This window comes from Burkholderia sp. 22PA0099, from assembly GCF_047497165.1.
Classification (GTDB): Bacteria; Pseudomonadota; Gammaproteobacteria; order Burkholderiales; family Burkholderiaceae; genus Burkholderia.
Genome location: NZ_CP163164.1, coordinates 1520414 through 1533330 on the forward strand (window position 1 = coordinate 1520414; position 12917 = coordinate 1533330).

The 12917-nt window shown below is 66.4% G+C and carries 14 protein-coding genes, 1 pseudogene and 1 riboswitch; of the genes and pseudogenes, 10 read left to right on the top strand and 5 right to left on the bottom strand.

Translation table 11 applies throughout. From position 1 onward, the window contains the following. Positions 1-19 precede the first annotated feature (19 nt). The 3 genes from AB4851_RS06625 to AB4851_RS06635 are packed head-to-tail and all read left to right on the top strand — an operon-like array spanning position 20 to position 2651. Complete coding sequence (locus AB4851_RS06625) at positions 20-568, top strand: 2,4'-dihydroxyacetophenone dioxygenase family protein (protein WP_241014768.1); 549 nt, start codon at positions 20-22, stop codon at positions 566-568. A gap of 56 nt (positions 569-624) precedes the next feature. Continuing rightward, complete coding sequence (locus AB4851_RS06630) at positions 625-1797, top strand: CaiB/BaiF CoA transferase family protein (RefSeq protein WP_414448950.1); 1173 nt, start codon at positions 625-627, stop codon at positions 1795-1797. Next, positions 1797-2651 (top strand): HpcH/HpaI aldolase/citrate lyase family protein, encoded by an 855-nt coding sequence (locus tag AB4851_RS06635; RefSeq protein WP_414448951.1) that lies wholly within the window; start codon positions 1797-1799, stop codon positions 2649-2651. The genes AB4851_RS06630 and AB4851_RS06635 overlap by 1 nt, the downstream gene beginning before the upstream one ends. Here AB4851_RS06635 and AB4851_RS06640 read toward each other — a convergent pair. Continuing rightward, on the bottom strand, positions 2629-3567 hold the full coding sequence (locus AB4851_RS06640) for a LysR substrate-binding domain-containing protein (protein ID WP_414448952.1): 939 nt from the start codon (positions 3565-3567) through the stop codon (positions 2629-2631). The genes AB4851_RS06635 and AB4851_RS06640 overlap by 23 nt on opposite strands. A gap of 61 nt (positions 3568-3628) precedes the next feature. Beyond that, positions 3629-4420, bottom strand: a complete 792-nt coding sequence (locus tag AB4851_RS06645; protein ID WP_414448953.1) for a helix-turn-helix domain-containing protein — start codon at positions 4418-4420, stop codon at positions 3629-3631. 143 nt (positions 4421-4563) lie between these two features. Between AB4851_RS06645 and AB4851_RS06650 the strand changes: the two are divergent. After that, a pseudogene (locus AB4851_RS06650) lies at positions 4564-5137 on the top strand (YebB family permuted papain-like enzyme). Between the two features lie 15 nt (positions 5138-5152). Then, positions 5153-5359, top strand: a complete 207-nt coding sequence (locus AB4851_RS06655; protein WP_414448954.1) for a hypothetical protein — start codon at positions 5153-5155, stop codon at positions 5357-5359. Here the strand turns inward: AB4851_RS06655 and AB4851_RS06660 are convergent. Further along, positions 5356-6651, bottom strand: coding sequence for a cystathionine gamma-synthase family protein (locus AB4851_RS06660; protein ID WP_414448955.1), 1296 nt, complete (start codon positions 6649-6651; stop codon positions 5356-5358). The two genes, AB4851_RS06655 and AB4851_RS06660, sit on opposite strands and share 4 nt — an antisense overlap. A gap of 186 nt (positions 6652-6837) precedes the next feature. Beyond that, on the bottom strand, positions 6838-7413 hold the full coding sequence (locus tag AB4851_RS06665; RefSeq protein ID WP_414448956.1) for a histidine phosphatase family protein: 576 nt from the start codon (positions 7411-7413) through the stop codon (positions 6838-6840). A gap of 326 nt (positions 7414-7739) precedes the next feature. Next, positions 7740-7805, top strand: a riboswitch (cobalamin riboswitch). Between the two features lie 80 nt (positions 7806-7885). On the opposite strand from AB4851_RS06665, the gene AB4851_RS06670 reads away from it, so the two are divergent. From AB4851_RS06670 to AB4851_RS06680, 3 genes are all read left to right on the top strand, one after another. Continuing rightward, positions 7886-8095, top strand: coding sequence for a CbtB domain-containing protein (locus AB4851_RS06670; protein ID WP_414440315.1), 210 nt, complete (start codon positions 7886-7888; stop codon positions 8093-8095). Positions 8096-8106: 11 nt separating this feature from the next. Then, positions 8107-8850 (top strand): CbtA family protein, encoded by a 744-nt coding sequence (locus AB4851_RS06675; RefSeq protein ID WP_414448957.1) that lies wholly within the window; start codon positions 8107-8109, stop codon positions 8848-8850. A gap of 151 nt (positions 8851-9001) precedes the next feature. Continuing rightward, a complete protein-coding gene (locus AB4851_RS06680; RefSeq protein ID WP_414448958.1) occupies positions 9002-9631 on the top strand; it encodes a VC0807 family protein in 630 nt (209 codons plus the stop codon). Between the two features lie 34 nt (positions 9632-9665). Here AB4851_RS06680 and AB4851_RS06685 read toward each other — a convergent pair whose 3' ends face one another. After that, the gene (locus tag AB4851_RS06685) at positions 9666-10280 is read right to left on the bottom strand and encodes a TetR/AcrR family transcriptional regulator (protein WP_414448959.1); all 615 of its coding nucleotides are present in this window, start codon (positions 10278-10280) and stop codon (positions 9666-9668) included. 265 nt (positions 10281-10545) lie between these two features. Here AB4851_RS06685 and AB4851_RS06690 point away from each other — a divergent pair, with 265 nt between their 5' ends. After that, positions 10546-11754, top strand: coding sequence for an MFS transporter (locus AB4851_RS06690; protein ID WP_414449146.1), 1209 nt, complete (start codon positions 10546-10548; stop codon positions 11752-11754). Positions 11755-11870: 116 nt separating this feature from the next. Next, a complete protein-coding gene (locus tag AB4851_RS06695; protein ID WP_414448960.1) occupies positions 11871-12836 on the top strand; it encodes an alpha/beta fold hydrolase in 966 nt (321 codons plus the stop codon). Positions 12837-12917: the final 81 nt, after the last annotated feature.

A 12917-nucleotide genomic window follows, 5' to 3' on the forward strand; every position in this document is an offset into this window, starting at 1 on the left:
AGAAAAAGGACCCACGAACATGAACGATCGCGCCATGAACCGCAACAACGGCAAACCCGAACCCGCCGCCTTCGCGCATCCGCGCGAATTCCACATCGCCAACGGGCTCGTGCTGCCGAACGCCATTTCCGGCGTGGAAGAGGACGAGCACCTGTGGGTGCCGCAGTCGGAAGGCGTCAGCTTCAAGCCCATCATGCTGCACGCCACACAGGGCTATTTCATCAACCTGCTGCGCGTGCGGCGCTCCGGTGTGCTGTCGGTGCATCACCACACCGGGCCGGTTCACGCGTTTCCGATCAAGGGCCGCTGGTACTACCTCGAACACGATTGGGTGGCCGAGGCCGGCGGTTACGCGTTCGAGCCGCCGGGCGAGATCCACACGCTGTTCGTGCCGGAGGACGTGACCGAGATGATCACGCTGTTCCATGCGACGGGCGGCTACGTGTATCTCGATGCGGCCGGCAAGGCGATCGGCTACGAGGACGTGTTCACCAAGATCGAAAGTTGCCGCGCGCATTACGAGCGCATCGGCCTCGGCGCGGACTACGTCAACCGGTTCGTGCGTTGACGGCGGGCGCCGCGCGCGCCTGCCTCGCACCGAACCCAACCCCTACAGGAGAAAGCATGCGGCCGCTCGACGGAATCAAGGTTGTCGCGCTGGAGCACGCGATCGCGGCGCCGTTCTGCACCCGGCAACTGGCCGACCTCGGCGCGCGCGTGATCAAGATCGAACGCCCCGAGGTGGGCGACTTCGCGCGCGGCTACGACAAGCGCGTGCGGGGGCTGTCCTCGCACTTCGTGTGGACCAACCGCTCGAAGGAAAGCCTCGCGCTCGATTTAAAGGGCGAGCAGGCCGAGGCGATCCTGCACGCGCTGCTGGCCGACGCCGACGTGCTGGTGCAGAACCTCGCGCCCGGCGCGGCCGACCGGCTCGGCCTCGACTACGACAGCCTGCACGCGCGCTACCCGCGCATGATCGTGTGCAACATCAGCGGCTACGGGCCGGACGGCCCGTATCGCGACAAGAAGGCCTACGACCTGCTGATCCAGAGCGAGGCCGGTTTCCTGTCGGTGACGGGCGACGACGACGAGGTGGCCAAGGCCGGCTGCTCGGTGGCCGACATCGCGGCCGGCATGTATGCGTTCACCAACGTGATGGCCGCGCTGCTGCAACGCCAGAAAACCGGCGAGGGCTGCCGCATTGATGTATCGATGCTCGAAAGCATGGCGGAATGGATGAGCTTTCCGCTGTACTACGCAATCGACGACCAGGCGCCGCCGCCGCGCTCGGGCGCGTCGCACGCCACGATCTTTCCGTACGGGCCGTTCGAGGCTGGCGACGGCAACGTGGTCATGCTCGGCTTGCAGAACGAGCGCGAGTGGGGCGTGTTCTGCCGCGAGGTGTTGCAACGGCCCGAACTGGCCGCTGACCCGCGCTTCGACGCGAACCACAAGCGCCTGACGCACAAGAGCGAACTGCGCGCGATCATCACGGCCACGCTGGCGGCGTCGAGCGCGGCGCAGGTCATCGCGCGGCTCGACGCGGCCGGCATCGCCAACGCCAACGTCAACGACATGCAGGCCGTGTGGCGCCATCCGCAACTCGAGGCGCGCGGGCGCTGGACCACCGTGGACAGCCCGGCCGGCAAGATTCCGGCGATGTATCCGCCGGGCGTACCGGCCTCGTTCATGCCGCGCATGGATCCGATTCCGGCGCTCGGTGAGCACACCGAAGCAATCCTGCGCGAGCTGGGCTTCGCGCGTTCGGAGAAGGAAGACTATGCAACCAACGGGTGATGCCGATGCATGAGCGCAGCTATCTGTTCGTGCCGGGCAACCGGCCCGAGCGGTTCGACAAGGCCTGCGCGAGCGGCGCGGATGCGGTGATCCTGGATTTGGAGGATGCGGTCGGGCTGGCCGACAAGGCGGCCGCACGTGACGCCGTGTGCGCGTGGCTCGCGCAGAGGAAGCCGGGCGGGGGGCCGGTGCTGGTGCGGATCAATGCGGCGGATACGCCGTATTACGCGGACGACGTGCGCTGCCTGACAGCTCCGGGCACCGCTTCACCGGATGGGCTGGTCGTGCCGAAGGCCGCCAGCGGCGCGCAACTGCGTGCGCTGGCGGCGCAATTGCCGGGCAACGCGGCGTTGTTGCCGTTGATCGAGACGGCCGCCGGTTTCGATGCGCTGCGCGAACTGGCCCGCGCGCCGCGCGTGGCGCGGCTGTTGTTCGGCACGCTCGATTTCCAGGTGGAAACCGGCATTCGCGGCACCGGCGACGAGTTGCTGATGTTCCGCTCGATGCTGACTTACGAATCGGTGCTGGCCGGACTCGATGCGCCGGTGGACGGCATCGCCGAATCGCTCGACGACGCGCGCCTGATTCACGACGACACGACGCGAGCGCGCAACCTCGGCTTCGGCGCGAAGCTCTGCATTCATCCGAAGCAGATCGCGCCGGTGCATGCCGCGTTCGCATACGGCGCTGACGAGATCGACTGGGCGCGGCGCGTGATCGACGCGCTCGAACGCAGCGGCGGGGCGGCTACCACGGTTGACGGCAAGATGATCGATGCGCCGGTGGCGCGCAAAGCCGAGCGCATTCTGCGAGCTTCGACGGGGGCGGCGCTTACGCCGGCGTGCGCAACGTGATGCCCTGCCACACCCCCTGACGCTGCAACTCGGCGATCAACTCGATCATCGTGTTGCGCACGGCCTGCGTGGCCGCGATCATCGGCACCGCCTTCGACCAGCACAGGCTGGCGGCGCGCGTCATGGTCGGCTCGTCGATGCGCGCGATGCGCGGCGGCTTCTGGAAATGCCGGCGCGCCAGCGCCGAAGCGGGCAGCACGGTGCAGGCCGCGCCCGATTCCGCGATCTCCAGCATGGTGGGCAGGGAATCGATGTCGGCGACGATGTTCAATTCCACATCGGCTTGAAAGAACGTGCGCTCGATCTGCAGCCGCAACCCGTTCGAGCGGCCCGGCGCGACCATCGGCACGTTGGCGAGCCGCTTCAGCGGGCAGGTTTTTGCGTCGTCGGGCAGCCCTTCGATGGTGCCGCCGACCACGTAGAGATCCTCGTCGAACAACGGATGCACCGACACGCCGAGGCTTTCGGTGTCGCGGAACAGGATCGCCAGATCGAGCCGCCCGTTCGCGAGCAGCTCGGTGATATAGCCGCTCATGCTCTCGAAGATCTGCAGGCGAATGCCGGGGTATTTTTGCGCGACGCTGATGAACAGCGGCGTGGCGAGCACCGACGCGATGGTGGTCGGAAAGCCGATCGCCACCGTGCCCGACACGCTGCCGCCGCCCGATTTGACCCGCTGCGGGATTTCGTCCATGCGGCGCAGCACGTCGCGCGCCAGTTGATACAGCGCCTTGCCGGCCTCGGTGGCCGTCACGCCTTGCGGACTGCGAATCAACAGCGGCGCTTCGAGTTCGGCTTCGAGCGTGACCATCATCTGGCTCAGCGACGGTTGCGCCACGAACAGCCGCTCCGCTGCCTTCGACATGCTGCCGGAATCGATGATGGCGACGAAATAGCGGAGTTGACGGACATCCATTGGGTGAGCGGATTCGGTAGGCGGGGAATGCCGCTATCGTGCCGCAAGCGCCGTGTTTTGGCTATCGGGATTGGCGCGCACTTCGTGCCGATTGCACCTGTTCAGGAGAATTAAGCGTTGCATCGCGCTTCAATGCGCGGAACGCTTCCGGCTCCCACACCCGCATCGCCATCAGCAACGCCGTGCCGCGTTTTTCGGCCAACGGCGCGCTGGCCGATTCGTCGTGCAGCGCGGCCAGCTTCTTGCGCAGCCGCTGCATGTCGCCCTGCAATTGCGCATAGGCGGCGGCCGTCAACATGCCGTGCGCGAAATCGAGCGTTTCGCCGCTCGCGTTGAAGCGGCTGCGCATGAAATCGGGCAGGCCCTGATGCACGAAGAACTGGCGGATCGGGCCGTCCGGCAGCCAGTCGAAATCGCGCGCGACGAGCAGGCGGATGCGGTTGCCCGGCTTCACGCTGGCCAGGCCCATCCGGTCGAGCACGAGCAGATGCTTGATGCACTCGGCCTTCGACAGCCGATAGACGGCCACCATTTCCTCCAGCGACCAGTGATTGAGCGCGCACACGGCCACCAGCAGCAGCTTGTCGTTCGAGACGAGCTTCGCCTCCTGTTCGCGCGAAAGCTGGTGCAGGCGAGGCGCGGCCGCTTCGGCTTCCTGCAGCAGTTCTGCCATCGACAAGCCGAGCAGGCCGCAGAACTGAGCGAGCCGCTCGACGGTCAGGCGGCCGCCCGTGAGCAGGCGCTTCACGCTAGGCTCGGAAAGGCCGAGCGCATGCGCCGCGTCGCGATAGGTCAGCCCCGCCGCCTTGAGGCGCTGCTTGATGGTGACGATGAGCTGGGCGGTTTCGGTCATGAGGTATTGGAAATCGATACTCGGCGCATCATTTTATGCAGATTCCATCGAAATAAAATCGAAAAGCGCGACCTTGCACGACACTGCCCCGCACATCACAACGAGAGGAGGCCGACATGTCGGTCGAACACGGGGCGGGCGGAATGAGCGTGGAGAGCGCAGAGCACGATTGGCGGATCGGCGACCTGGTGTTCATACGCGTGACGGCGCGGCCGTTTCTGGAGGTGTCGCGCGCTACGGATTCATGGACGAACCACGTGGGCGTGATCGTCGATTTCGGCTATGACGGCCCGCTGGTGGCGGAGAGCACGTTTCCGTTCGCGCGCGTCACGCCGCTGGCGCGTTTCCTGGGCCGCTCGGAACACGGGCGCTATGCGCTGGCGCGGCTCACGATGTCGCTCGACGCGGGGCATCGCGGCCGCTTGCGCGATGCGCCGACGCTTGGGCGCGTTCTACGATACCGGCTTCAATCTCGATTCGCGCCGTCAGTTCTGCTCGCGATTCGTGCGCGAGGTGATCGGCGAGGCGACGCAGGTGCTGATCGGCGAGGTGGAAAGCTTCGCGTGCCTGCTGCGGCGCAATCCCGATCCGAAGCTGAGGTTCTGGCGGTTCTGGTATTTCGGCCGGATTCCGTGGCAACGCAACACGGTGACGCCGGCGAGTTTGCTGAGGAGCCCGTATTTACGGGTGGCGTTCGAAACACCGTGTTCCGTTTAGGACTTCGACATCACCATGAGCGATATCAGCATCGATATTCCGTTTTATCTTCTGCTGCCGCTGTTCGGCTGCCTCTATTGGCCGGTCACGCTCGGGCTGGCCGTGGTACTGGGCTGGGCCGCCTTCAAGCTGCGAGGCCCCGCCCGCATGATCGCGGGCGGGGCCTCGTTGTTGCTGCTGGCCGATCTCGTGGCGGGGTGGATCTTGCTGGCCGTGAGTTAGCGTGTTTCCGCACACACCTGGAACGCGTGCTCCAGGTCCGCGATCAGGTCGTCGCCGTGCTCCAGCCCCACCGAGATCCGGATCAGGCCTTCGCTCACGCCAGCCTTCTCGCGCGCAACGGCGGACACGCCCGAATGCGTCGTCGAGGCCGGATGACACACAAGCGATTCCGAGCCGCCCAGGCTCACGGCCGACTTGAACAGCCGCAGCGCGTTGATGAAGCGGAACGCCTGCGCGCGCCCGCCGTTCAGCACGAACGCGAACGTCGAGCCGGCCCCCGTGCATTGACGCCGATACACGGCCTGATACGCCGCATCCTCGATGCACTCGGGATGAAACACGCTCACCGATTGATACGGATTCCCGACCAGCCAGCGCGCGACCTGGCTTGCCGTGCGGGTGGCCTGCGTCATGCGCAGCACCACGGTTTCCATCGAGCGCAGCAGCATCCACGACGAATGCGGATCGAGCTGCGAGCCGAACGCGCCGCGAATCGAGCGCACCTTCGCGATCAGCGTCTTGCCGCCCGTCACGCCGCCCGCCACCAGGTCGCTGTGGCCGCCGACGTATTTGGTCAGCGAATACACCGACAGGTCGATGCGGTGCGCCGCAGGCTTCTGGAAGATCGGCCCGAGCAGCGTGTTGTCGCACACCGAAATCGGGCGATAGCCGTGGCGCTGCTCGAAGGCGTCGATCTCGGCGGCCAGCGCGTCGAGATCGATCATCGAATTGGTGGGGTTGGCCGGCGTTTCCACATGCACGAGGCGCACCGGGCCGGCCTGCGCGGCGGCTTCCAGCGCGTCGCGAATCGATTGCGCGTCGAGCCCGTTGTCGATGGCATGTGCACCCACGCCCCAGTCGGGGAAGATCTTCGAGATCAGCGTTTCGGTGCCGCCGTACAGCGGCGCGGATTGCACGAGCTGGTCGCCGGGCTTCAGGAATGCGAGGAACACGGTGGAGATCGCCGACATGCCGCTCGACGTCACGGCGGCCGCCTCGGAGCCGTCGAGCAGCGCGAGCCGATCTTCGACGATTTCCAGGTTCGGGTGATTGAAGCGGCTGTAGACGAGGCCGGCCGCCTCGCCCTCGGGCAGCGGTTTGCGGCCCGACACGATGTCGAAGAACGCCGCGCCGTCCTCGGCGGACCGGAACGCGAACGTGGAGGTCAGGAACACGGGCGGCTTGACCGCGCCTTCGGAGAGGAAGGGGTCGTAGCCGTACGACATCATTTGCGTTTCGGGGTGCAGCGGGCGACCGTTCAGATCCTTCTTGTGATAGTTCGAATACGCCATGGTGAGGCCTCGATCAGGAAGGGAAGAGCGCCGCCCGGTGCGTGCCCGTGGGTGCGGATAAGCGCCCGCGAGCACGCACCGGGCGGCGGTGGCGAAGCATGCTGTGCAGCGCGTTGCCCGGCCAGCATAGGCGTTCCATCGGGTTCCCGCAAACGGGGTGAATGGCTCAGGCGGACGAAGCGTGGATCAGGCGAGGCCGGCGTCGTCGAGGCGCAGCACCCAGCCGCGCGGCGTGCGCTTCAGTTCGATGCGCGTGAGCGGCGCGATGTCGAGGCGCAGCATCGCGTCGGGCGGCGTGCCGAGCGCGTGTGCGATCGCGGCGCGCAGCACGGCCGCATGCGTGACGGCGACGAGGTCCACCGTGGCGGGTAGGCTGTCGAGCCAGGCGCCGACGCGCTGCAACACGGCCACGAACGATTCGCCGCCGTGCGGGGCGGCGGCGGCGTTGGCGATCCACGCGGCGAGATCGTCGCGGGCGTCCTGCACGATCGCGGCGAGTTTCGCGCCGCGCCAGCGGCCGGCGTCGAGATCGGCCAGCGCGGGCTCGATGCCGGCGGCGGCGAAGCCGAGCGCCTCGGCGGTTTGCCGGGCGCGCAGCGCGGGCGACGACAGCGCCTGCACGTCGCGCGGCCAGTGCCATTGCGCGGCGGCCCGCGCGGCGTCGGCAAGGCCGCGTGCGTCGAGCGCTTCGTCGGCGGGGAAGGCGCCGGCGCGCAGTTCGGCGGTGGCGGCGTGCGAGATCAGGCGGACGGTGACGGTCATCTGGCTTCGGTGGCGGGGCGCGGCGGGAGCGGCCGCATCGGTTTTGCAGCATAGCCCAGTCGTTGCGCCCGGGGGAATTGGGGCAGCCGGGGCCGGCCGGATGGGCGAGACAGCCGGAGCGGGTCAGGGACCAGCCGGGGATCGCCGAGACAGCCGAGACAGCCGAGACAGCCGAGACAGCCGAGACAGCCGAGACAGCCGAGACAGCCGAGACAGCCGAGACAGCCGGGGCCAATCCGAGCTAATCAGGACCACTCAGCGCCACCCCAGCACCCCCATTTCCGCTCCACCGCCATCACGCGTAGAATCCAGCCGTTGCCAGGAGCGGAAGCCGGTGAGAATCCGGCGCGGTCGCGCCACTGTGAGCGGCACCCCGTATGCCCGAGCCAGACCTGCCTTGGCGATTCACCCCCTGATTCCGTTGACTGCCTTCGTTGGCCAGTCGGGGCGCGTCATCCCTGGAGAACCGTTCATGTCCGAAGTCACCCTGAAGCCGGTCGCCGCACCGGCGCCCATCCCCGTCCGCGAGCTGATGCCGTGGATCGTGTTCGGCGGCCTGCTGATGCTGCTCGCGCTCTATTTCGTCGGCGCGGAAGAAGGCGCGACCTCGATCGTGCCGGGCATGTACGTGCACGAGTTCGTGCACGACGCCCGCCATCTGCTCGGCTTCCCCTGCCACTGACGGGGGCCTCCATGGTCGGAAAACTGTTGGTACGCGGGATGCTCGCCGGCATCGCCGCGGGGCTGCTCACGTTCGGTTTCGCCCGCATCGCCGGCGAGCCGCAAGTCGATCAGGCGATCTCGTTCGAGGAAAAGATCGACGCCGCCAAGGGCGAGGCGCCCGAACCCGAACTCGTCAGCCGTCCTACGCAAGCGGGGCTCGGCCTCGGCACCGGCGTGGTGGTGTACGGCGCGGCGCTCGGCGGGCTGTTCGCGCTGACGTTCGCGTTTTCGTACGGGCGGATCGGCAGCACGCGCCCGCGCACGCTGTCGGCCTGCCTCGCGCTGGCCGCGTTCGTCTCGCTCGTGATCGTGCCGAACCTCAAGTACCCGGCGAACCCGCCGTCGGTGGGCGACCCCGACACGATCGGCTATCGCACCGGGCTGTTCTTCCTGATGATCGCGATCTCGATCGCCGCCGCGGTGTTCTCGCTGAACCTGCGGCGTGCGTTCGCGGCGCGCATGGGGCAGTGGAACGCGTCGATCGTCGCGGGGCTGATCTATCTCGCGATCGTGGCGGCCGTGCAATATGCGCTGCCCACCATCAACGAGGTGCCGGCCGCATTCCCGGCCGTGGTGCTGTGGAAGTTTCGCGTGGCCGTGATCGGCATGCAGGCGATCCTGTGGACCACGCTCGGCCTGCTGTTCGGCGCGCTGGTGGAGCGCAGCGGCCTCGTGAGCGCGCCGCGCCAAGGCCGCGCGCCGGCCTCGACGTGACTCCGACGTAACCCGGCATACGCGGCTTCGGCCGCCGCCCGCCACCCGGCGGGCGCGCTACCGGCACGGCCACTTCGCTGGCCGTTCGCCTTTATACTGGCCCGTCCCTCATTGCCTCGCCGTGCCGGCTTGCCCGCGCGGCCCCTCCGCCGTGAAAATTCGCGCTGCCTTCGTTGCCGAACTGGTCGTCAATTTCGTGCTGCCTTGGGTCGTCTACCGGCTTGCGCTGCCGGTCTGGGGCGATTCGGGCGCGCTGTACGCGTCGGCCGTGCCGCCGCTCGCGTGGGGCATCGTCGAATTCGCGCGAACGCGCCGCGTGGATGCGCTGTCGGCCATCGCGTTGCTCGGCATCGCCTTGTCGATCGCGCTGATGGCGATGGGCGGCAGCCCACGCCTGCTGCTGGTGCGCGAATCGTTCGTGTCCGGCACGATCGGCGTGGTGTTCCTGGTGTCGCTTGCGTTCCGGCGGCCGATCACCTACTACCTGACGCGTGCCACCATGGCGCGCCAGGGCGAGCACGGCGTGCCGCGCTTCGAGGCGCTGTGGGACGAGAGCGCCTCGGTGCGCACCGCGTTGCGGCTGATCACGCTGGCGTGGGGGCTGGGCCTGACCATCGAATGCGCGCTGCGCAGCTGGTGCGCGTGGGTCTGGCCGATCGAGCGCACGCTGGTCGTCACGCCGATCCTCAGCTACATCACGTTCGGCGGCCTGATGGCGTGGACGTTCTGGTATCGCAAGCGCATGCGCGGCCGGGTGCGGATGGGGGAGGCAACGCTGTAAGGCGGCCTTCGATATCGATGGCCTGTTTCAAGCATCAACGGGCAGAGGCTGCATCCCACACGGCCATGACCTGCCCGATCGCCATTTCCATGACGGTGTGACGAACCCCGTCGCGTGCCAGCGTGGAAAGCCCCAGCAGGAATGCATCGAACACCGTGGCCAGCGCCCGCGCATCGGTATCGGCACGCAGTTCGCCGCTGTCGATGCCGCGCTGGACACAGGTCGTGATGCCGGTTCGCGTTCGCGTGCGCGAACGTGTCAATGGCTCGGTCACGGCCGCATGTTCCTCGGACGGCGCGCTCATGACCCCCAGCCCGACCATGCAGCCTTTCGGGTGCCCGCGTTCGCACTGCATCTTCGCCGAGTTGCGCAGCGCCGTTTCGATGGCATCGCGCGGCGCCAGGTGCGTATCCCACAGACATTCCGTGACCTGCGCGTGAGTGGACAGGTAGCGTTGCACGCACTCCTGGAACAGCGCCTCCTTGGAACCGAAGGCCGCATAGAAGCTCGGCGCTGAAATGCCGTTGGCCATACCCGCCTTCAACTGGGTCAGCGACGTCGATTCATAGCCGTTCTGCCAGAAGATGGCCATCGCTTGCTCGACCGCCTTGTCCCGGTCGAAGGTTCGTGGGCGTCCCATTGTCGCCATGCCGAACTCCAGAAAGTAGGGATGACTAAAATACTAAACGATACATAAGTCGTTGACAAGCTTGCTGACGGACAAGTAATGTATCGATCAATACATATCTAGACGCGTTGCCTGTCACAGGGGCAAGGTGGATTCCCGCCTCGGATGCCGGCATCGGCTCGCATCCAGGGGAATCTTTCGCCTAAATATGTACCGATCGATATATATCGTAGCCGACAGATCAGGTTCGAGGCCCCGAAACCCTCCTTCACCGACAGCGAACTCCATGACAACACTGTCTTCAACCGTGGCCAAGGACGACCGCTTGCCACTGGCTGCGCTCCTGGCGCTGGCCATGACCGGCTTCATCTGCATCATCACCGAGACCCTCCCGGCCGGGCTGTTGCCGCAGATGGCGGCGGACCTCGGCATTTCGACCTCGCTGGCGGGGCAGATGGTTACGGCCTATGCGCTGGGCTCGTTGTTGGCCGCCATTCCGCTGACCATCGCCACCCAGGGTTGGCGGCGACGCAACGTGCTGCTGCTGACCATCGTGGGTTTCCTCGTCTTCAATTCGATCACGGCGGTGTCGTCGAATTACGGGTTGACGCTGGCGGCCAGGTTCTTCGCCGGCGTGTCGGCGGGGCTGGCCTGGAGCCTGTTGGCCGGGTATGCCCGCCGCATGGTGCCGGTTCATCAACAGGGCAAGGCATTGGCGGTGGCGATGGTCGGCACGCCGATCGCGCTGTCGCTCGGCGTGCCCCTGGGCACCTGGCTGGGCACCGTGATCGGTTGGCGCAGTGCCTTTGCCGTCATGTCGGCGCTGACCCTGGTGTTGATCGGGTGGGTGCTCGCGAAGGTGCCGGATTATCCGGGTCAAGCCAGCCACGAGCGTTTGCCGTTACGACGGGTGTTCACGACGCCGGGCGTGCGCCCGGTGCTCGGCGTGGTGATCGCCTGGATGCTGGCGCACAACATTCTCTACACCTACATCGCGCCGTTCGTGGCGCAGGCCGGCCTGGCGGCGAATGTGGACGTGGTGCTGCTGACCTTCGGCGCGGCTGCGCTGCTTGCCATCGGGATCGCGGGGCGTCTGGTCGATCACCATCTGCGCGTCGCGGTGTTGGCCAGCCTGGCGATCTTCGCCGCCGTCTCGCTGCTGTTCGTCTGGCTGGCGCGCATGCCGGCGGCGATCTATGTGGGCGTGGCGGTGTGGGGGCTGACGTTCGGCGGTGCGGCGACGCTGTTGCAAACCGCGTTGGCCGATACCGCCGGCGACGGCGCAGACGTGGCGCTGTCGATGAACGTCGTGGCCTGGAACGGCGCCATCGCGGGTGGCGGACTGGTGGGTGGTGTGCTGCTGGATACGTGGGGTGCGTCGTCGTTTCCGCCCGCGTTGGTGGTGCTGCTGGCGATCGGATTCGTCATCGCGGCAGCGGCGCGAACGCATGGCTTCAAGGCCGGATCGCGTCATGTGCGCGGCGTCGGACACTGAGGCATCCAGGCCATGACCGATCACCTTGTGAAAGCGGGCGCGGCCCCGTAATACCCGTCGAAAAAATTTCCCTTGTCGGCCGATGGCCGACACCGAAGCTCATCCCCCTCGTTTAGTTGGAGAAACCTGCCGTGTTAAAGAAACTGCTTTCAACGCTTGCCGTCTCGGCTGCTGCATTGCTCGCCGCGCCGACGTTCGCCGCCGACGAATTCCCCGTTCCGCCGGGCTTTTCCAGCGATTACCAGACGGTCGACGGCGTTCGCCTGCATTACGTCAAAGGCGGCAGCGGGCCGCTGGTGTATCTGGTGCATGGCTTCGGCCAGTCATGGTACGAGTGGCATCAATTGATGCCGGTGCTGGCGAAGAACCACACCGTCGTGGCGGTCGATCTGCCGGGCCTCGGACAATCGGCGGTTCCCGCGTCGTATCGCGCGATCGACGTGGCGCCGTTGCTGTATCGACTGGCGGAGACATTCAGCGGCGGCCAGCAGTTCGATCTGGTGGCGCACGACATCGGCATCTGGAACACCTACCCCATGCTGGTCAAGCATCAGGGCACGATTCGGCGCGCCGTCTACATGGAAGCGCCCATTCCGGACGACAGCATCTATGGCTTCCCCGCCTTTACGTCCAAGGGCGAATCGCTGGTCTGGCATTTCAGCTTCTTCGATGCGGACAACCAGCTTGCGGAAACGCTGATCACCGGCAAGGAGCGGGTCTTTTTCGAGCACTTCATCAAGGTGCATGCCGCCAATACGGCGGTTTTCACGCCGCAGCTTCTCGATCTCTATGGCAAGTCATACGCGAAGCCGCAGAGCCTGCATGCCGCGTTCGAGTATTACCGTGTGTTGAACCAGGGGGTGCTCGACAACAAGCAGCTTTCGCGGGAAAAGATCAGGACTCCGATGTTGGCGATCGGCGGTGGCGGCAACGGCGGCCTGGGCGAATACGAGCAGCAGGTCGTCAGCCGCTACGCCGATCACGTCACCGGCAAGGTGCTTCCCGGCTGCGGCCATTGGTTGCCGGAAGAATGCGCCGATTCGTTGAACGAGGCCGTCACGACGTTCCTGGCCGCACCTTGATCGGGTGAGGTTGTTGTTTTCCCCAGGGTCGACAGACGCGTCGCGTAGCCGCCGCATCACGAATACGAAACTGAAAATCGA

What these genes read in the sequence shown, in the direction of transcription:
- AB4851_RS06625 (WP_241014768.1), top strand. Translation starts at nt 20, where the DNA reads ATGAACGATCGCGCCATGAACCGCAACAACGGCAAACCCGAACCCGCC.
- AB4851_RS06630 (WP_414448950.1), top strand. Translation starts at nt 625, where the DNA reads ATGCGGCCGCTCGACGGAATCAAGGTTGTCGCGCTGGAGCACGCGATC.
- AB4851_RS06635 (WP_414448951.1), top strand. Translation starts at nt 1,797, where the DNA reads ATGCCGATGCATGAGCGCAGCTATCTGTTCGTGCCGGGCAACCGGCCC.
- AB4851_RS06640 (WP_414448952.1), bottom strand. Translation starts at nt 3,567, where the DNA reads ATGGATGTCCGTCAACTCCGCTATTTCGTCGCCATCATCGATTCCGGC.
- AB4851_RS06645 (WP_414448953.1), bottom strand. Translation starts at nt 4,420, where the DNA reads ATGACCGAAACCGCCCAGCTCATCGTCACCATCAAGCAGCGCCTCAAG.
- AB4851_RS06655 (WP_414448954.1), top strand. Translation starts at nt 5,153, where the DNA reads ATGAGCGATATCAGCATCGATATTCCGTTTTATCTTCTGCTGCCGCTG.
- AB4851_RS06660 (WP_414448955.1), bottom strand. Translation starts at nt 6,651, where the DNA reads ATGGCGTATTCGAACTATCACAAGAAGGATCTGAACGGTCGCCCGCTG.
- AB4851_RS06665 (WP_414448956.1), bottom strand. Translation starts at nt 7,413, where the DNA reads ATGACCGTCACCGTCCGCCTGATCTCGCACGCCGCCACCGCCGAACTG.
- AB4851_RS06670 (WP_414440315.1), top strand. Translation starts at nt 7,886, where the DNA reads ATGTCCGAAGTCACCCTGAAGCCGGTCGCCGCACCGGCGCCCATCCCC.
- AB4851_RS06675 (WP_414448957.1), top strand. Translation starts at nt 8,107, where the DNA reads ATGGTCGGAAAACTGTTGGTACGCGGGATGCTCGCCGGCATCGCCGCG.
- AB4851_RS06685 (WP_414448959.1), bottom strand. Translation starts at nt 10,280, where the DNA reads ATGGCGACAATGGGACGCCCACGAACCTTCGACCGGGACAAGGCGGTC.
- AB4851_RS06690 (WP_414449146.1), top strand. Translation starts at nt 10,546, where the DNA reads ATGACAACACTGTCTTCAACCGTGGCCAAGGACGACCGCTTGCCACTG.